This window comes from Gottfriedia acidiceleris, assembly GCF_023115465.1.
Classification (GTDB): domain Bacteria; phylum Bacillota; class Bacilli; order Bacillales; family Bacillaceae_G; genus Gottfriedia; species Gottfriedia acidiceleris_B.
In genome coordinates this window covers 3,884,176-3,904,940 of the sequence record NZ_CP096034.1, presented here as the reverse complement: position 1 = coordinate 3,904,940, position 20,765 = coordinate 3,884,176, and the positions used below count along the sequence as shown (strand labels likewise).

Below are 20,765 nucleotides of genomic sequence, written 5' to 3'. Positions count from 1 at the left end.
TATTCACGATAATTTAAGTAAGATAAATGAACGAAAATTGATCATTTTAAATGATTAATGACAGTGAATTTTGTCAATATAAGATAATTTTTGTAATTAATTGTATTAGCTATTTTATTGAAAACGAACTGGAGGAAGAAAGATGGGGGAAATTAGAGAGAAGGGTAAAGTTCTTAAAGGTTTTACAGTATTAGCTTTAACATCTAGTTTTATGTTAGGTTCTCTTGGACAAGTATCATATGTATCGAATGCAGCAAGTCCAAGTAAAGCAGAAGACATTCTTGCTAACTTAACTGCACAGCAAAGAGCAGTTCTTAAAGAGCTTTCAACGAATGAAGAATTAGGGCTTCAAATTTCTTCTGATATTAACTTAGATTCTACAGAACAAACAAGTGTTATAGTCGAGTTTGTGAATCAACCAGTTAAAGTCGCTCAAATTGAAGCGAGTGTTGAAGGTAAAACTCTGACTAAATCGGATGCTGAAACGCGAATCGATCAAGACCATGATACTTTTAAGAAAGAGGTTGGACAAGTTCTAACTAGTGGTAAAAGTAAAAAGGTAGATTATAAAATTAATCGTTCATATAAACATGCATTCAATGGTGTGTCCATGACATTACCAGCAAATCAAATTAAGAATCTACTAAAATCAAAAGCTGTTAAAAAAGTTTGGAGTAACCAAGCATTTTCAATTGATCCACCAAAAGAAAATGATCAATTAAAATCAGATGAAGCAAATGTTGGAAACTATACACCATATGATGCTTTGGATCGTTTACATAAGGAAGGATATACAGGCAAAGGAATTAAAGTTGGAATTTTAGATACAGGGATGGATTATAACCACCCGGACTTGAAGGATGCTTATAAAGGTGGATATGATTTCGTTGAAAACGATCCTGATCCAATGGAAACGACTTACGCTGATTGGAAAAAATCTGGTAAACCTGAGGTTAGTAATTCAGAAGCATATTACACTGAGCATGGAACACATGTCGCAGGTATTATTGGTGGTCGTGGCAAAGCAAATAGTGAATATAAAACGTTAGGAGCAGCACCGGAATCAGATTTATATGCTTACCGTGTACTTGGACCATATGGAAGTGGAACAACTGAAGATATTCTAGCAGGAATCGATCGTGCAGTTCAAGACGGTATGGACGTAATTAATATGTCACTTGGAGCAACAATAAATGATCCAATGTATGCAACTTCTATAGCAGTTAACAATGCAGTTTTAAGTGGTGTGACAACAGTGGTTGCAGCGGGGAATACTGGTAATCAAATGTATACGGTTGGTTCACCTGGAGCTGCGGCATTAGCTTTAACAGTAGGTGCGTCATCTATTGCTTTAGATGTTTACCAATACGCAGGGGTAAATAATGGAAAGAACTATTCAGTCAGACAATTAGCACAAAATTACACAGATGTTCTGACATCTTTAAAAGGAAAAACATATCAGTTAGTTGATGTTGGTTTAGGAAATCCTGCTGATTTTACTGGTAAAGATGTAAATGGAAAAATTGCATTTATTAAACGTGGAACGATTGGATTAAATGATAAAATCAAAAATGCAAAAGCAAAAGGTGCAATCGGCGTATTAATGTATAACGATGAAGCAAATAAAGCTGAAGGCGCAATTCAAGCATTCCTTGGAGAATCAGTAGATGCAGTTCCAGCATTCTCTGTTTCAAATGAAGATGGTTTAGCCATTTCAGCGGCAATCAAAGCTGGTGCATCAAATTTCACGTTTGGAGACTTTAGCAAAGTACAAACTGCATCAGATGAATTAGCGACATTTAGTTCAAGAGGTCCATCTCGTAGGAACTATGACATTAAACCAGAAGTAACTGCTCCAGGTGTAGCCATTCTTTCAACTGTACCATTTTATGAAAATAATAAAACAGCTGATGGATCAAAACCTGAAGATTATAAATATGCTTATGCTCGCTTATCTGGAACTTCAATGGCAACACCTTATGTAGCGGGGGTTTCAGCATTATTACTTCAATCAAATAAAGATTTACAACCAGAGGATATTAAATCAATCTTAATGAACACTGCTGATCCATTGTCAAAAGCGTATAGTGTTTTTGAAGTAGGTAGTGGACGAGTAGATGCATATGAAGCAATTCATTCTAATGTAGAGTTAGAAGTGGTTGATCAAACATCTGCGGGTATTGATGGTAAAGAAAAATTAATTAAAGAATTAACTGGTGGCATTAGTTTCGGATCTTATGGATTCGATGATCAAGATGTTACAGATTCTCGTAAGATTACATTAAAAAATCGTAGTGAAAAAGTGAAAACATTTAATGTAGATGTAAATTTTCAAACTGGATTAAGAGGATCTAAAGATGCAGCTAAAAATAATATAACATTAACTGGTCCTACTTCTGTAAAATTAGATGGAAATAGCCAAGAAAATATTAAGTTTAACTTAAACATCCCAAAAACTGCAGAAAAGGGAACATACGAAGGGTATATTACATTTACAAATTCACAAGATCCAACGGAAACGTATCAAATTCCATTTGGTGGACGTTTTGTTGATGAAGGAATTGATACCTTTAAGATCAACAATCCAATGTTTGGCAATAATATAGACTGGCCTGAAAATGCGTATCCTTATATAAGTTTTAGTTACTCATTAAAATCATATATGAAAACATTGGATGTAGTGTTACAAGATGCAGAAACTGGTGAGGATTTAGGGTTAGTAGGTTCATATGTACCAATCATATTGAACGAAAATCAAAATTATACGAATCCCAGAGGATTTAATTCAATCTACTATCCATTCACTGGAGATGCGAAAAATCCGATAAGTAGCGAACCGATTAATGCAACAGCAGGTAAATATCGATTAAAAATGATTGGAACAAATGAAGAAGGTAAAGTATTCACTAAAACAGCTGATTTCTTTTTTGACGCTGGCACACCAACTATGACAACTAGCTTTGACAATTTAGATCAAAAAGTTATTGAATATAAAGATAGCCAATTCGATTCAAATGGGCAATTCTTATATGACTTTAACATTAATTTAAATGATCCTGAAACTGCTGAAGCAAATGGCTTAGGTATTCCGGTTGATCAATCAAGCAATGCAGTAGTATCGTTTTACGATAGTCCATTCCCAGCAAAACCAAAGTATACAGATAAAAATGGAAACTATACGGATAAGATTAAAGTTAAAAAGCGTTCTACTCCTTTAAATGTTGCATTTTATGGTTTTGATGCAGCAAGAAACTTTACGGCAAATGCATCGAATATGTTAGAAGTAACATTTGTAAGTGAAAATTTACCATATTACTATTTAAAAGCAAATAAACAAACTGTTACAACAGGTGACACTGTCAATTATAGTATTCGCTCAAATAACGTGAAAAACTTAAAAACTACTAAAATTAATTTAAAAGTAGATCCAAATCTTGCAACAATTCAAAATGTCCTAGTAAATGACGCGGTAAAACAGTACGGAGATGCGAATGTATCAGTATCTTCAGTACCTACTTCAGTTGGTACACTTCTTTATACATTTACATTTACTTATAATGGAACGAAAGCTTTACCAGAAGATTTACTACTATTTAATTTCGATTTGAAAACAGCAAATAAATGGCTTAAGGGTATGCCTTTTGATTGGAATACAATAACAGCGTCAACGATTGACCAATCAAATGTAGAAACAAGTAATGTCTACACTTTTATGGAAACTTATAATAAAAAGCTAACATATTCTAGAGTAGAAGGAACTTTAAGATTAGAAGGAACAGTTGATCCGACTACAGGTCAGCAAAATTATGCGCTTGATGAAAGTAAAATTGGTGCAAAAGTAACCGTCACTTCGTATGATGGAAAAACGATGGTCGATGCTCCAATATATAACCAAAATGGACAATACACTGCTGAGGGCTTAAAAGCAGATCTAAAACCATATACTGTAAAAGTTGATGTACCTGGTCATTTTACAATGTATAGAAAAATGAACTTAGCAGATGAAGTTCGAGGTGAATTAGTAGGAAAGAGAATGGTTTGGAATTTAACACAGGCAGCAGCTGGTGATGTCAATAAAGATAACGTAATCGATATTTTAGATGCAATAGCTGTACAAACTTATTGGGGTACAAATAAAGCTACTGCAGACTTTAACTTTGATAAAGTAGTTGATAAAAAGGATATGTACTATATTGTAAAAAACTTTGGATTACAAAATTCTACAGTTGATAACTCACCGAAGCCTAAAACTACTTATAAAGGAAAGACTTTAGATAATATTTTAAAAGATTTAGGATTAGATCAGTAATAAGGAAAGGGAAACCAAATGATTAGGTTTCCCTTTTTTGTGGTTTAATTTATTTTATTGTTAAAGTTTGATTTAGTTCTTCTTTTTGTGGTTTAAAAGCAGATAAGGATAAAACAATAACAGAGATTACACCAATCCAGATAATAATACTCATTGGATGACTCATTGATAATCCTTTATTAAAATAGAAGATTTCTCTTAATCCATCAGCACCAAATCGCATTGGAACCCATGAGTAAATCCAGTCTTTTGAAAAAGCTGGTAAAAGCTCTTTTGGCATTCCGATTAAAGAACCCGAGAAGAAAAAGATTAGAGCAAAGATCCCTACTCCACCAAAGCCAATCCAAGACATGACAGCAGAAATTAGGATATGGAAACAGAAATAAGTAATCGTTAAATATAGCGCAACGTCCAAGAAGCTTGGAAGAGTAAAGCCAATCCACTTTGCCATTAAAGTTATACCAAAACCAATTAGGAAGGATAGGACTACTCCTAATAGTAATTGTTCAAAAATAACTTTTAATTTACTAATTGAATTTGATGTTTCTGTTTTCTTTTTCGCTAAAAAGACGATTACGGCACCAATTAAACTAGACATCCAAAGTGGTGTGATTAAACTCACTGGTGCATTTCCATTTGCTGTATGGGTTCCAATTACATTTACATTTTCAACCTTCGTTATGATTGGGCTTGCTAATACTTCAGCTTGATTTACTGAAATTGAGCTCACGCTTTTCTTTAATTCATTAAAAATTTCAGTATGAATATTTAAGTTTAGATTTTCTACTAAATGAGTCAGCATTTGACTAGCCATCGTTGATCCATTTGCATTTTTGCCTTGATTAACTAAAATTTTCATCGTAATAGGTGATGGATTCGCTGTTTTTAATGAAGCCTGATTTTTACTTAAATCATTTGGAAGGATAAGGGCAGCATAGTATTTTTGGTCATTTAGACCTTTACGTACTTTTTCTTCACTTGATACTTGAATCCACTTAATCGCTGGTTTTTCACCATTTTTCATTTTAGATAGTGCATTTATTTTTGCAACCATCATATCACCTATATTAACATTACCTTTTGAAGGTACTTGAATTCCTTGGTCTTCGTTTACGATCGCGATAGGAAGATCTTTAGGTGTAGGATTAACGGATGATGCTAATGTTAAACTGAATATAATCGCAACAACTAGTACTAGTATAGGAGCTAATATAGCTTGTTTTTGTTTAAATAAGTTCATTTCAATAACCTCCTAATTCTTTTAATTAAATAACTGAACAACGTGTTGACTATTGTTATGTGAAGATATTACAATGACTTTTAATAAATCACAATAAGCAAATCATACAAATGTGTTCATTGCTAAACACATTTATCAAATTTGTTCAGTAAGAACTTATATTCCAAAAGGATGATCTAAAATGAATCAATCATTAAGAGAAATAAAAGTTGAAAAAACTAAGAAATTAATAAAAGAGACGTTGTTAGATTTAATAGAAGAAAAAGGATTCGAAGCTATTTCAGTTAGACATATTACATTAAAAGCAGGATTAAATCGCGGTACATTTTATCTACATTACAGAGATAAATATGATTTAATGGAAAAAAGTCAAAATGAAATATTGGAAGGATTACAGGATCGACTTATATTTATAAGGCCGAAAGAAATGAATGAGTTTTATTCAAATGATATGGTCTATCCACCTATTCTTAATGTATATCATTATTTAAAAGAAAATCAAAGATTTATTAAAATTTTAATCAGTACAAAAGGTGACCCAGCTTTTCCGAGGAAAATGAAGGAATACATTAAAGAGACGATTTATGAAAAACTAGTGGATTTATTAGAAGAAGAATACATGATTGAAATTCCACACGAATACACAACTGCATTTATTTCATCGGCATTCTTTGGACTTATGGAGCAATGGCTAGAAAAAGAAGAACCAATTACCCCTGAAGAAATGGCAATCATGCATATGAAGCTTTTGAAGTTTATGAAAAAGTTTGTTAGTCAAATCGCTAAGCCATAAAAAAGATGTCTCAACACTTTTGTGAGACATCTTTTTTCCTAATAATATTAAGATCTTGTTTCTGAAATTGCAGTTCTTACCTTTTCAAATGATGTTTTAGCTTTGTGAGCGTTTAAAATCATTAAGTTTACGTATAGTGCATCAATAATACTTAATTGAGCAATTCTTGAAGCAAGTGCTTCTGGTCGATATTCTGTTTCTTCGGAAGAAGTGTAAAGTGAGACATCAACATTTTGACTTAATGGTGATTTTGGAAAACCTGTAATTCCAATTGTTTTGGTACCGTTTTCATTTAGTACTTGCAAGATACGAAGGATGTCTTTATTTGAGCCTGAGTGCGAGATAACGATTGCAACATCTTCTTTTGTCAGTTGTGAAGCTGACATCAATTGAAAGTGCGAGTCTGTGTACGAGTTCGCTTTTATTCCTGTACGAATAAATTTATGGAAGGCATCCATCGCAATAACAGACGAGCCACCTACACCGTATAATTCAACTTTATTAGCTTTTAAAATAAGATTTACTGCTTTTTTAAACGATGCACTATCTAGAATTTGGGCAGTATTTTCAAGTGTTCGAATATTAGATTGAAATATTTTATTTGCTATTGTTATTTCATCATCTTTTTCGTTAATTTCCTCGTGGATTTGCTGGATCGGCGTCATAATTTCAGTTGCTAATGCAATCTTAAGCGCTTGATATCCTTTAAATCCAATCCTTTTACAAAATCTAAAAACAGTTGCATCTGCAACGTTTAAGTCTTCAGCTACTTCTGTAATCGTACTGTGAATAATATGCTTTGGGTTTTGTAATATATAATCAGCGATTTTTTTTTCTTTATCACTTAATCGCGCATAATAAGAACGAATTTTACCTAAGCTGTTCGTTTGTTCCATATTCTTTACACCTTTCCTTTAGGAAATTGATTTTTTGAATAAATAAATTTTTAATATAGTATTAAATTGAAATTGTTTGTATTTTAAAGATTTAGAAAAGCATTATTATTTGCTTAATAATTATTATATAGGAAAAAAGAGTTTTTTTTAATAATAATATGAAAACCCTTTCTTGTGAAAATTATTTCGCATAATATCATTTTTGTCAAAAAAATTTTTTTCACACATTATTTTTATATTTGAATAAAAAAGAGTTTATACTTTATATATGGTACAGGATAACAACAGTTGATTAATGCAGAATTCAGAATGCTCCTTTCTCAAAAATGTGAGAGCATAGCTCAATGAGTAGTTTATCTAAAAAATTAGAAGAGGAATATAAAAGCATAGCAAATTTTCATAATAAGAGAGGTGATAAGTGTCAAATATATGCAGTTTCTCTAAGGTAAGAATATTTGGTTAAATAGGTCTTTGGAATTGGAAAATCAATCTAAAATAGTCTTTATGATAGGATTTCATTTTCGGATTTTTTCTTTTTTATAGATATATTGTATTGAGTTTGAAAGGGAGTTTCCTAGTATTAGGTAAAAATCATTAATTGTTTTTTCCTTAAAAGGATATTAAAATTTAGTAAAGAATAGTTAGATAAATATGTTTATAGAGATAGAGGAGGGTGCATATGATTGAGGGGGAAATCATAAAGTTTTATCGTGAAAAAATGGGGTTAACTCAAGCAATGCTTGGAGAAGGTATATGTACAACTACTCATGTAAGTAAAATTGAAAGAGGTAAGACGGCTTACTCACCTGATATTATTGCTTTATTCTCAGATCGTTTAGGGATCAATATTAATCAAGAAGTCCAATCTTTTTATAATTTAGAAAAAAAATTACATCTATGGCATGATGCATTAATCATGAAAAAAGAAGTACAAATAGAAGAATATAAAGCAGAACTTGAACAAATGCCCTTTATTGACTATTCACAATATGCAGCCCACTATAATTTACTAAGAGCAAGGTACTATTTTCATAATCAAAATTTAGATATGGTTAAGCAAATACTTACATATGTGAAAAAAGAATATAGTGATTTATCTCCTTTCGAGAAAAATTTATTCTATCATCTTCAAGGTATGTACTATATATCGAACTATACTAGCCTAAGTAATGAGGACCATCAAAAGGCAATTAAGGTATTAAAGATGATTAATATTGATGAATATCGAAATGAAGAATATTATCACCATCTAGCAATTGCCTATCATTTTGGAAGTTCAAAAATCTTAGCGTATAAATATGCCGAAATGGCACTTAAGTTTTTTCAGAAGACGAACAACTACCCATCTGCAATTAGTTCCGAAACCCTTATGCTTTTGCAGTACGGTAGTGAACTAGAGATCAATTTTAGTGAAGTAGTTGAACGCTATAAAGATTTGATTCATAACTGTGAAGTATTAGGAGACCGCGAACGCAAGGCCATTTTATTGAATAATCTCGGAGTGAAATATTTTAAGCGAGAAGAGTATGAAACTGCATTGTATTATTTTGAGGAAAGTATTAATGAAACCGAAAATAAAAAATCAATCAATTACTTAAGACGTTTGTGCAATTATTTAGAGACATGTACGGAAGGCACACTATTAGAAAAAGAGATACTTCTTGGTGTGATGAAAAGAGCATTAGCATTAGCAAAAATGTTAAAAAGCCCAGTACATATTACATTGATTAAATTATATAAGCTTAAGGCTGAGGGAGCCCGTGAAAAATTTTATCAATATCTATCGGATGAGGCACTCCCATTCTTTTATTCTACTAATAATAAATTTTATATCGAACAGTTTGGTAAGAAATTATATAAATACTATATAGAGATTAAAGAGTACCAAAAAGCTGCCGAGTTATATGAGTCCATTGAACATACATTTGTAAGCATGTAAAAAATATGAGGGTGTCCCAAAAGGGGTACCCTCGTTTTTTTGCTGAAAAATTCAAATTAAGAGGTGCAAAAATGCATATAGATATTGGTGAGTTGTAAAAAAACAGTGAACTGCAAATAAAATCTGAGAAATGCAATTAAAATTAGACAATAGCAATTAAAATTATCACAACTGTAATTAAATCCAGGGAAACCGCAAATAAAGTTAATAATCACCGTATTATGACTCAGAATTGTATAATAGTCGTTCAGTTTAAATTTAAAACTAGCTAATATAATCTAAATCTTACACTATCGAATATACTATTCTAATTATTTTTATAAATAGAGAAGGATCTCAACCACAAATGAAAAGTACTGCCTGAGATCCCCCAACTACTTTGATTAACAAATAATTGTTTCAGAAGCGTTAAGGAGGCATCCAGAAATTTGAGATGGCTCCATTTTTTTGTCTTTTTAGAAATTTATTTCGTCAGAATAGGCTAATAAATTAATAGATTGAATTTAAATTGCTTGAAATTGGTTTATTCCGCAGGGGAATTATGTTGTAATTTGTCGTTTTGTTAAAAGGGTATTGAGTAAACGTTGATAAATCAAGGTTTGTTATAACCCAATTGCTTAAAAATAGAAAATTCCCAATAATATAATTAATAGATATGAACGACAAATGTCATTCTATTTTGTTGATTACTTGAAGAAGTTGTCAAAAAAACTTATTTCTAGTAAGTAACGTAAAAGGCAAACTAATACGAAAAATGAACTGGAGGAAGAAAAATGGGGGAAAAGAGAGAAAAAAGTAAAGTTCTAAAAAGTTTTACTGTTTTAGCTTTAACATCTAGTTTTATTTTAGGTTCTCTAGGACAAGTAACAAATGTATCAAATGCAGCAAGTCCAAGTAAGGCAGAAGATATTTTGGCAAGTTTAAGTTCAGAGCAAAGAGCAGCTCTTAAGCAGCTTTCTACTAGTGAAGAAACTGGGCTTCAAATTTCTTCTGATATTAACTTGGAATCATCGGAAGAAACAAAAGTTATTGTAGAGTTTGCCAATAAACCAGTTAAGGTCGCTCAAATTGAGGCGAGCGTTGAAGGTAAAACATTAACAAAAACTGATGCACAAAAATTAATTGATCAAGACCATGATACTTTTACAAATGATATAGGGAAAATTTTAACAAATACAGAAAGTAAAAAGGTAGATTATAAAATTAATCGTTCATTTAAAGATGCATTCAATGGTGTTTCGATAACCCTACCAGCAAACCAAATTAAGAATCTATTAAAATCAAAAGCAGTAAAGACAGTTTGGAGTAATGAGAAATTCTCCATTGATCCGCCTACAAAAAATCAAGAAAACGAACAATTAAAAGCAGACGAGTTTAATATTGCAAACTATTCTCCATATGATCAGCTAGATCGTCTACATGCAGAAGGCTATACAGGTAAAGGGATTAAAATTGGTATTTTAGATACAGGTATGGATTATAACCATCCAGATTTAAAAGACGCATATAAAGGCGGATATGATTTTGTCGATAATGATAATGATCCGATGGAAACAACATATGAGGATTGGAAGAAATCAGGAAAACCAGAAGTAAATGGTTCTACTTATTATACTGAACATGGTACACATGTTGCAGGAATTATCGGTGGGCGTGGAGTAGCTAATAGTGAGTATTCATCTGTTGGTGCTGCACCAGAAGCAGATCTTTATGCTTATCGTGTACTTGGTCCATATGGTGGAGGAACAAGTGAAGGAATTATAGCAGGAATTGATAAAGCAGTACAAGATGGTATGGACGTTATTAACATGTCACTTGGTGCAACACTGAATGACCCACTTTACGCTACTTCAATCGCTGTAAATAACGCAGTATTAAGTGGGGTAACGACAGTTGTTGCAGCTGGTAATGATGGGGACAAAATGTATACATTAGGTTCGCCAGGATCGGCTGCTTTAGCTTTAACAGTTGGAGCTTCATCAGTTGCAATTGATATTTATCAATATTCAGGTGTACTTAATGGTAAAAATTACAATCTAAGACAATTAACGAAAAATTATAAAGATGATTTATCAGTATTAAAAGGGAAATCGATTCAACTAGTTGATGTAGGACTTGGAGATCCAGCTGGTTATAAAAATAAAGATGTAAAAGGTAAATTTGTATTCATGAACCGAGGAGTTTATACATTAGACTCTAAAGTTGCATATGCGAAAGCACAAGGTGCTGTTGGTGTTATCATGGCTAACGATGAAGCGAACAAGGCAGAGGGAGCAATTCAGACATTCCTTGGTGAATCAATGAATGCGATCCCTTCATTCTCAGTTTCATTTGAAGAGGGTTCAGTAATTTCTGCAGCATTAAAAGCTGGAAAATCAGATTTTACATTTGGTGATTTTAAGAAAATCCAAACAGCATCTGATGAATTAGCAGGGTTTAGTTCAAGAGGTCCTTCACGAATCAATTATGATATCAAACCAGAAGTTACAGCACCTGGAGTATCAATACTATCAACTGTTCCATTTTATGTAAATGATAAAAACGTTGATGGCTCTAAACCTGAAGATTATAAATATGCTTATGCACGACTATCAGGTACTTCAATGGCTACTCCTTATGTAGCAGGTGTATCAGCATTATTACTTCAATCAAATAAAGACCTACAACCAGAAGATATCAAATCAATTCTAATGAATACAGCTGACCCGTTATCAAAAGCTTATAGTGTATTTGAAGCAGGTAGTGGACGTATTGACGCATATGAAGCAATTCATTCGAATGTAGAATTAGAAGTAGTAGATCAAACGCCAACATATATTAATGGCAAACAAAAATCAATTAAAGAATTAACTGGTGGTATTAGCTTCGGAACTTATGGTTTTGATGATCAAGATATTGCAGATTCTCGTAATATTACATTAAAAAATCGTAGCGAAAAAGCAAAAACATTTAATGTTAATGTCAAATTCCAAACTGGATTAAGAGGATCAAAAGATGCAACTGGGAACAATGTAACTTTAACTGGTCCTACTTCTGTAAAATTAAATGGAATTAGCCAAAAGAATGTTAAGTTTAACTTAAATATCCCAAAAACAGCAGAAAAAGGAACTTACGAAGGATTTATTACATTTACGAATACTCAGGATCCATCAGAAACATATCAAATTCCATTTGGTGGTCGTGTAGTTGATGAAGGCATTGATTATTTTAAAATTGATAATCCGATGTTTGGTAATGATACGAGCTGGCCAGCAAATGCATTCCCGTTCTTATCATTTGATCTTTCATTAAAGTCACATATGAAGACATTAGATGTATTGCTACAAGATGCTACTACAGGTGAAGATCTTGGTTTAGTTGGTTCTTTCACACCAATCACAATGAATGAAAATCAAGATTACTTTATCGGAAGAGGATTTAGTTCAATTTACTATCCATTTACTGGTGATTCAAAAAATCCGATTAGTTATGATCCAGTTGTAGCAAAAGCAGGAAACTATAAATTAAAATTAGTTGGTACGAATGATAATGGAAAGACATTCGTAAGAACAGCTGATTTCGTTTATGATGTTGCAGCACCAAATATGACTTCTAGTTTTGATACATTAGATCAAAAAGTAATTGAATACAAAGATAGCCAATTTGATTCAAATGGTCAATTCTTATACGACTTTAACATTAATCTAAATGATCCTGAAACTGCAGAAGCAAGTCGTTTAGGTTTACCTGTAGATCAGTCTAGTAATGCAGTTGTATCGTTTTACGATAGTCCGTTCCCAGATAATCCAATTAAAACAGATAAGAACGGTAACTATACTGACCAAATTTTAGTTAAGAAGCGTTCAACACCATTACAAGTTTCATTCTATGGTATGGATGCAGCAAGAAACTTTACTGGAAATGCAACAAATATGTTAAGACTAGTATTCGTAGATCAAAATTTCCCGTACTATTATTTAAAAGCAAATAAACAAACAGTTACAACAGGTGATACTGTAAATTACAGCGTACGTTCAAACAATATTAAAAACTTAAAAACAACTAAAATTAATGTAAAAGTTGATCCGAATTTTGCAACAATTCAAAATGTCGTTGTAAATGATGCAGTAAAACAATATGGTGATGCACAAGTCTCTGTAACTTCAGTACCTTCTGGATTAAGTCAGCTTTATACATTTACTTTTACTTATAATGGAACAAAGGCTTTACCAGAAGACTTACAATTATTTAATTTTGATATGAAAACAGCAGAGAAATATACTAAATCAGTTCCAAATGACTGGTATACAATGACAGCAACTACAATTGACCAATCAAATGCTGTGACAAATGATGTGTATACGTACATGGAATCTTATAAAATTAAAAATACTTATTCAAAATTAAATGGATCATTAAGTATAGAAGGAACAATTGATCCGGCTACAGGTCAGCAAAACTATGCTCTTGATCAAAGTGTAATTGGTGCAAAAGTTACAGTTACTACTTATGATGGAAAAACAACTGTTCAACCTACAATTAACAAAAGTGGAACATATAGTGCAGAGGGACTGAAAGCAGATCCTATGCCATATACTTATAAAGTTGAAGTACCTGGACATTTTACAATGAACAGACAAGTTCTTTTATCAGATGTAGTACGTGGAGAGAACTTAGGAAAAAGATACAACGTAGGCTTATTAACGGCTGCAGCTGGAGACGTTAATAAAGATGATGTAATTGATGTGTTAGATGCATTAGCTGTACAAACTTATTGGGGTACTAATAAAGCTACAGCAGACTTTAACTTTGATAAAGTAGTAGATAAAAAGGATATGGACTTTGTTGTTCGAAACTTTGGATTACAAAATCCTACTGTTGATATAGCTCCAAAACCAAAAACTACTTATAAAGGTGCTACATTAGATAGTATCTTAAATGATTTAGGATTAAATCATTAAGAGCAGGAATAAGGAAAACATTTAAAACAAAATAAAAGCAGCCTTCTCCCGATTATTTTTGGAGAAGGCTTTTTATTTATGTTCATTGGTAAATATATACATAAATGATTGCATTTCGGGTAACTTAAAGAAATAAAGGATTTCTAGGGAGACTTTTTATGAATAAAAAGTTTATTTATTCAGTTCATATTTATATCTTACTTATTATGTCTACGGGATTTATGTTACATGTGTTTATCGTGCCTAGTGTTTTAACCTCTGCTCTTCGAGATTCATGGATAACGGTGGTCGCTAGTATTCTCCCTTTTGTGATTTGGACGACTTTAGTTTTTTATTTGTATAAAAAGTTTAATAATGAAGACGTTGTATCTTTAATGTTTAAAGTGATGTATAAACCATTAGCTTATCTATTCTCATCAATTTTTGTAGTTTATTTTCTATTATCAGCTTTGGTTGCTTTTCGATTTACACTTATTTGGGCAAATCTTAACTATACAGAAGACATTCCAGATATTGTCGTAGTATTTTTAATTTCTCTGATCTGCTTTTATGCAGCATTAAAAGGAATTCGTACAATTGCAACCGTTGCATTTTTAGTTTTACCATTTGTTGTTTTGTTTGGTTTCTTAGTGGGTATAGGGAATATTAAGAACAAAGATTACGGCTTATTATTTCCTATTTTTGAAAAAGGATATCATGATTTTTTTCATGGCTTTATCTATACTTGTTCAGGATTTTTTGAAATTATTTTACTTTTATTTTTAAACTCTTTTTTAAAGGATAAAGTAAAAGTAAAATGGTTAATTTTAGTAAGTTTCATATTGTTAATGTTAATTTTGGGACCTTTGACAGGAGCGATAATGGAATTTGGATCACATGAGGCAGAAAAAATGAGAAATCCTGTTTATGAGCAATGGAAACTTCTAACGCTAGGTGTGAATATTACTAGATTGGATTTCTTTTCAATTTTTCAGTGGTTATCAGGAGCTTTTATTCGAATCAGCTTAAATCTATTTATTGCAAATTACATTATTAATTACAGTGGACGGAAAAAATGGAGCTTACCTGCATTGTCTCTTTTGGTATCGGTAGCTGTAATGATTCCTTGGAATGCAACATCATTTTATTATTTTTTGCAACACTACTATTTTCCTATAAATTTAATTTTTTTACTTTTTACTCTTTTACTATTCTTAGCTATTTCAAAATTGAAGGTGATTCAGTATGGCAAAAGAATCGGCAACTTTAAATAACCTAAATCTACTAGAGTTTATGGAATGTTTTAATCATTCATCGGATATTGATTTCAGAACGAAATCGTATAAAGAAGGTGAAGTGCTCCATTACGTAATTGTCATGTTTTGTCCAAATTTGATTGATATTCAATTTAGTAATCAAATTATTAATGATATGTTTCAGATAATAAATCGGGAAAAAAAGTTTAATTTTGAGTTAGTAAGTAATCTAGTTGAAACAAAGAGGTTACAAACAGTATCTAATCTTAAATTAGAAGTTGAAGAAAACTTATTTTCTGGCGCCCTAGTAATTTTTAGTTCTTATTTAAATGATATATTTTTTATTTCTGTAGCAAATCTTCCAAAACGAACGCCAGAGGAATCTAATTTAGAAACTTCAATTCGTGGACCTAGAGACGGTTTTGTAGAAAATATTTCAGATAATATGGCATTAATTCGTCAAAGACTTAAAACATCAACATTAAAAAGTATTGAATATACAATTGGTGAACGAAGCCGTACAAAAGTTTTATTAACCTATATTGAAGACATTATTAATCCTTCAATATTATCTGATGTTAAACAGCGTTTAAGTTCTATAAAAAAAGACGCAATTGTAAGTAGCTATGAAATTGAAGAAGCATTATATGATCAACCATTTTCGATTTTTCCGCTTTTAGATAATATAGGTAGACCTGATTTCGTTGCACAATCATTAAATCAAGGAAGGTTTGCAGTAATCGTTGATGGAAATCCAACTTGTTTAATAGGACCGACAAATTTAAATCAGCTTATTTATTCACCTGAAGATATACATGCAAGCTTTTTTTATATGAATGTAGTCAGGTATCTCAGAATTCTTGCTGTATTGACGACCATTTTCTTACCCGGCTTTTATATAGCATTATTGACATATCATTTAGATCAAATACCTTATCCATTTCTTGCAACGATTGCTACTTCTAGAAATGGATTACCATTTTCAGCATCACAAGAAGCAGTTTTAATGCTAGTTTTTTTCGAATTATTTAAAGAAGCAGGTATACGATTACCAAAAGCAGTAGGACAAACAGTAGCTGTTCTAGGGGGATTATTTATTGGCGATGCTGCGATCCGGGCAGGTCTAACATCACCTGCAATGCTTGTAGTCATAGCTTTAACTGTCATTTCAGGCTATACATTAATTAACCAAAATATTTCAGGTAATATTGTAATCCTTCGTTTTTTTGTCTTATTTTTATCGTCTATATTAGGGTTAATCGGCTTTTTTACAAGCTTTTTTCTACTTATTACTATGGTTGTCTCATTAGAAAGCTTTGGACAACCTTTTATTCCTGTTTTTTCTGTACCGAGTAAATCTGACTTTTTAAATGTATTGATCAAATTACCTCAAAAGTATAAGAAGAATAGAAATCAATCACTCCATCCGATCGATAAAGACCGTCAAAGGAAGTGAAATATACGATGAAAAAAGTATTAATCACCACATTGATGGTCTTTCAATTATTCATTTTGACAGGATGTTGGGGAAGTCGTACGATTAACGATCAAACAATGGTAACAAGTATAGGGATTGACTATAAAAACAATCAATATATTGTCACGATTCAGGCACTCAACTATTCGAATATTGCCAAGCAAGAAAGCGGAAATTTACAAGTTCCTGCACCACCATTAGTCGGACAATCAACTGGGAAAAGTCTACAGTCAGCATTTAATAAATTAGATGAAATTTCACCTATACCATTATATTATGGTCATGTAAATAGTGTAATTTTAAGTAACTCGGCAATTAGTGAAAAAATGAAAGATATTAATTCATTTATTAACGGCAGACCGTTATTAAGGTATACAATGTGGATTTTTGGTACCAATCGAGATATTAAGGATATTTTTTCAAGTCAAAATTTTTTTAATTTACCTTTTTTATATACAGTAGTATCTAATCCAGATGAAAAGAGTAGGGGGAGTCTAATCCTTTTAAGCTTAAAATTTCATCAGTTGATTTCAAGGTATTATCAGCCTGTGGGAACAATTTTGATTCCTTCATTAGATATTGATGAAACGAATTTTAAAGAAAAAACAAAAGATAAGGTTGCCTATATTAACGGTGCTTATGTTCTCTCTCGACAAAAATATAAAGGTCTAGTAACAATAAATGATGTTAGATCTTTAGATTTTTTTCATCAAGAAAATGATCATATGCCACTTTTAGTTAAAAAAGATAAATTAAATATCGAAATAAGAAGCTCAAGGGGCTCAGTGAAAGTAATGCGTGGTGGTAAGAAGCCAAAATACATTATTAACATAAAAACAAAAGTTGCGGTTTTAGAAAACGAGAATAATTTAAGTATAAAGAAAATGACTTCTATAATAAGAAATGAAATGAAAAAGCAAATTTTATCAACAATTAAAAAAGGAGAAGAGCTTCATGCAGATCTTCTCAATATTTCGGAAAAGGCTTACCGATTTAATCGAAAAGAATGGGATATAAAAACCTTGAATTCAGTTAATGCTAATTCAATAAAAGATATAAAAGTAAAAGTACATATTATTGGTACTAAATCTTATAAAAGATGAACGTGATTCAGAAAAGAAAAAGATTGTAAAAAGAAGGTTGATTTTTATGGAAACGACCTTCTTTTTTATGCTCATTTTTATGAAAAATGAATTATGATAGAAATGAACTAAATAAAAGGAGTATGGCTATGAATGAAAGAGTAAAAGATAATTGGTTTCCAGGTCGTTGGTTAGGTGGGTCCTCTCTAATATTAGGTCCAAGTCTTATGCTGATAGGTGTCATTTTAAGAAGTAGATTTCATTTCTTCTTTCCCAATCAGCTTGAAGCATACAAGGCTCATCCAACTTTATTATTTTTATCTTATAGTTTCTTTATTGCCGGGAATGTTCTATTGTGGCCAGCAGTTATCTCACTTTGTAGATTAATCAGTATAAAAAAGCCAAATTGGGCAGTATGGGGAGGCAGTTTTGCGATATTTGGCCTTTTTGCTCGTACATTTCATGCTGGAGTCGATCATCTAGCTTTTCAAATGGTTCGAATTTTAGGTGTGGACACCGCTACAAAAGTTATGGAACAATCTTATGGAGCGTTTCATATATTTCATAGTCTATCCCCTTTAATTATGTTTGGCTGGATTATTTTAGCTATTGGCTCATATCGTGCGAATGTATTGGGGTTAACTCGTTCTATACTGTTAGGACTTATGAGTTCATTACCACTAGGCGTTCTAAAAGGTACAACTCCATTTTCTATTGTAGCTACATTGGCACTTTGCATTTCACTTGTACCACTTGGGTTAAGAGTTTTAAAAGATGGTTCGAGACCTAGTATGAAGAAAATAATTGGTTCAGTTATATTAATAATCATTTTGTTAGTTGGTTTATTTGTACTTGGAGAGTTAGGATAATTAGGACAAGATATTGCGATCCTTTAATTAAGGTAAATTATTTTATACGTGGAGGTGAAGACGTTGATTCTAATTATTGGTGGGGCCCGTAGTGGAAAGAGTTCCTATGCCGAAAGACGAATAAAGGAGTTACAAACAAATTCAAATGATGTAGTTTATATTGCTACAGCAATACCATTTGACGGAGATATGAATGAAAGAATTAAAAGACATCAAGAAGATCGTCCGAACAATTGGCATACCATTGAGCGCTATAAACATTTTAATCAACTAAAAACGCATGAAAAATTTATACAATCGAAGTATGTCTTATTAGATTGTATGACAGTTATGGTGACAAATTTAATGTTTGATCAGTATACTGATGTTGATTTTGAAACAATTGATAACGAGGAAATAAACAAGCTAGAGTTTGATATAGAAGTTGTAGTGAACGAGTTGATTGACATGTGTGATCAGCATAGTAAGACATTAATAATTGTAACGAACGAGGTAGGATATGGACTAGTTCCATCTTATCGATTAGGAAGGATTTTTAGAGATATTGCTGGGCGTATAAATCAAAAAATTGCTTCAAGAGCAGAAGAAGTTATACTCGTTACAGCTGGTATACCATTAAGAATAAAGTAGGAGTACAAATATGAATCGATTTAAAATGATCATCAGTTTTTTTTCAACCATACCGGTTAAAAATTACGATTTTATTGAAGCCGAACTAGGAAAAGGAATTAGATTGGTTCCATTAGTAGGTATGTTATTTGGTTTAATACTTGTTAGTTTGAATACTGGAATATCATTAGTTTTGGACAAAGAATCCAGTGCATTTCTTATTCTATTAGTCTATTTATTCTTAACAGGTGGATTACATTTTGATGGAGTAGCTGACACGTCAGATGGAATTTTTAGTCATCGTTCAAAAGAAAGAATACTAGAAATTATGAAAGATAGTCGCATTGGCGCATTTGGGGTAATCTCCTTAATTGTTTTATTTTTAGGAGATTGGTTATTTTTATCAAAGAGTACAACATTTGTTATTTTTATATTTCCGATAATTGGGAGATGCATTGCCTTATTCACATGCAGAATAAGTACTTATGCTAGAAATGAAGGATTTGGAAGTCAATTTATAATCGAAGCCAAAAAATCTAATTCATTATTTGTTCTAATTACATACTTGTTACTTATTTGTGTAAGTAGTGTATATATCAATGAAATGGCCATTGTTTTTGCGATATGTCTCACGTTTATTTTTATTACTTTTGTAACGAAAAGAATCAATCAAAAACTTGATGGAATTACAGGAGATGTAATTGGATTTACAATTGAAGTTTCCCAATTATGCTTTTTAATTTTTGCTGTTATAGGTGAGAGATTAGTATGAGAATATTTTTAATTAGACATACAGAAAGCATTGGAAATAGAAAAAAGGTTTATGCTGGAATGACTGATTTTGATTTAACAGAAAAAGGCTTAAGTCAAATAGATGGTGTGATAACCCAGTTTACGAAAATGATTGAACCTACTTCACGCTATACTTTGTATTCAAGTCCACTTCGTAGATGCACTTTATTAAGTGATGCGATTGAAGATTTAATAGGAGAATCGAAAATCATTGATCATCGGTTACAAGAGACAAATTTTGGGCTATTTGAAGGGAAAACATATACTGATCTTTTAAATGAAGTGCCTGAAGTTGTAGAAAAGTGGAATGAAGATTTGATTCATTTTCAAATTCCGAATGGGGAAAGCTTAAAGCAATGTGCAGAAAGAGTTAATACATTTTGTCATGACATTAGATCAAAAAACGAAGATGTAATAGTAGTATCACATGGTGGGATTATGAAGTTACTACTCTTAAATTTACTTCACCTAGATTTAAATCATTTCTGGAAATTTTATACGAGTAATGGATGTATTATTGAAATTGAGTATAATGATGGTTTTGGATTTTTGAAAAATATCATTCAACTAAATTAAGAGGATGG

Annotated in this window: 13 protein-coding genes; 11 read left to right on the top strand and 2 right to left on the bottom strand. The window is 31.7% G+C overall.

Annotation, left to right across the window (positions count from 1 at the left end; all coding sequences use genetic code 11):
* The first annotated feature begins 142 nt into the window (after positions 1–142).
* On the top strand, positions 143–4,309 hold the full coding sequence (locus MY490_RS22205) for a S8 family serine peptidase (RefSeq protein ID WP_282439815.1): 4,167 nt from the start codon (positions 143–145) through the stop codon (positions 4,307–4,309).
* 49 nt (positions 4,310–4,358) lie between these two features.
* On the opposite strand, the gene MY490_RS18455 is transcribed toward MY490_RS22205, so the two are convergent.
* Positions 4,359–5,549: a YhgE/Pip domain-containing protein gene (locus tag MY490_RS18455; RefSeq protein ID WP_248266982.1), complete on the bottom strand. Its 1,191-nt coding sequence runs from the start codon at positions 5,547–5,549 to the stop codon at positions 4,359–4,361.
* A 181-nt stretch (positions 5,550–5,730) separates the two neighbouring features.
* Between MY490_RS18455 and MY490_RS18450 the strand changes: the two genes are divergently transcribed.
* Positions 5,731–6,342 (top strand): TetR/AcrR family transcriptional regulator, encoded by a 612-nt coding sequence (locus tag MY490_RS18450; RefSeq protein WP_248266981.1) that lies wholly within the window; start codon positions 5,731–5,733, stop codon positions 6,340–6,342.
* Between the two features lie 47 nt (positions 6,343–6,389).
* On the opposite strand, the gene MY490_RS18445 is transcribed toward MY490_RS18450, so the two are convergent.
* Positions 6,390–7,238: a MurR/RpiR family transcriptional regulator gene (locus MY490_RS18445; RefSeq protein ID WP_248266980.1), complete on the bottom strand. Its 849-nt coding sequence runs from the start codon at positions 7,236–7,238 to the stop codon at positions 6,390–6,392.
* Between the two features lie 679 nt (positions 7,239–7,917).
* Between MY490_RS18445 and MY490_RS18440 the strand changes: the two genes are divergently transcribed.
* The 9 genes from MY490_RS18440 to MY490_RS18390 all read left to right on the top strand — a co-directional run bounded on the left by MY490_RS18440 (position 7,918) and on the right by MY490_RS18390 (position 20,757).
* Positions 7,918–9,177, top strand: coding sequence for a helix-turn-helix domain-containing protein (locus MY490_RS18440; RefSeq protein WP_248266979.1), 1,260 nt, complete (start codon positions 7,918–7,920; stop codon positions 9,175–9,177).
* A gap of 773 nt (positions 9,178–9,950) precedes the next feature.
* Positions 9,951–14,117: a S8 family serine peptidase gene (locus MY490_RS22200; protein WP_282439814.1), complete on the top strand. Its 4,167-nt coding sequence runs from the start codon at positions 9,951–9,953 to the stop codon at positions 14,115–14,117.
* 158 nt (positions 14,118–14,275) lie between these two features.
* Entirely contained in the window at positions 14,276–15,370 is a 1,095-nt protein-coding gene (locus MY490_RS18420; protein ID WP_248266978.1) for a GerAB/ArcD/ProY family transporter, read from the top strand.
* Positions 15,342–16,808, top strand: coding sequence for a spore germination protein (locus tag MY490_RS18415; protein ID WP_248266977.1), 1,467 nt, complete (start codon positions 15,342–15,344; stop codon positions 16,806–16,808). The genes MY490_RS18420 and MY490_RS18415 overlap by 29 nt, the downstream gene beginning before the upstream one ends.
* Positions 16,809–16,816: 8 nt before the next feature.
* Complete coding sequence (locus MY490_RS18410) at positions 16,817–17,932, top strand: Ger(x)C family spore germination protein (protein WP_248266976.1); 1,116 nt, start codon at positions 16,817–16,819, stop codon at positions 17,930–17,932.
* A 128-nt stretch (positions 17,933–18,060) separates the two neighbouring features.
* The gene (locus MY490_RS18405; RefSeq protein WP_248266975.1) at positions 18,061–18,780 is read left to right on the top strand and encodes a hypothetical protein; all 720 of its coding nucleotides are present in this window, start codon (positions 18,061–18,063) and stop codon (positions 18,778–18,780) included.
* Positions 18,781–18,843: 63 nt separating this feature from the next.
* On the top strand, positions 18,844–19,410 hold the full coding sequence (cobU, locus tag MY490_RS18400) for a bifunctional adenosylcobinamide kinase/adenosylcobinamide-phosphate guanylyltransferase (protein WP_248266974.1): 567 nt from the start codon (positions 18,844–18,846) through the stop codon (positions 19,408–19,410).
* Between the two features lie 10 nt (positions 19,411–19,420).
* Entirely contained in the window at positions 19,421–20,161 is a 741-nt protein-coding gene (cobS, locus tag MY490_RS18395; RefSeq protein WP_248266973.1) for an adenosylcobinamide-GDP ribazoletransferase, read from the top strand.
* Positions 20,158–20,757: a histidine phosphatase family protein gene (locus tag MY490_RS18390; protein WP_248266972.1), complete on the top strand. Its 600-nt coding sequence runs from the start codon at positions 20,158–20,160 to the stop codon at positions 20,755–20,757. Before cobS ends, MY490_RS18390 begins: the two co-directional genes overlap by 4 nt.
* Positions 20,758–20,765: the final 8 nt, after the last annotated feature.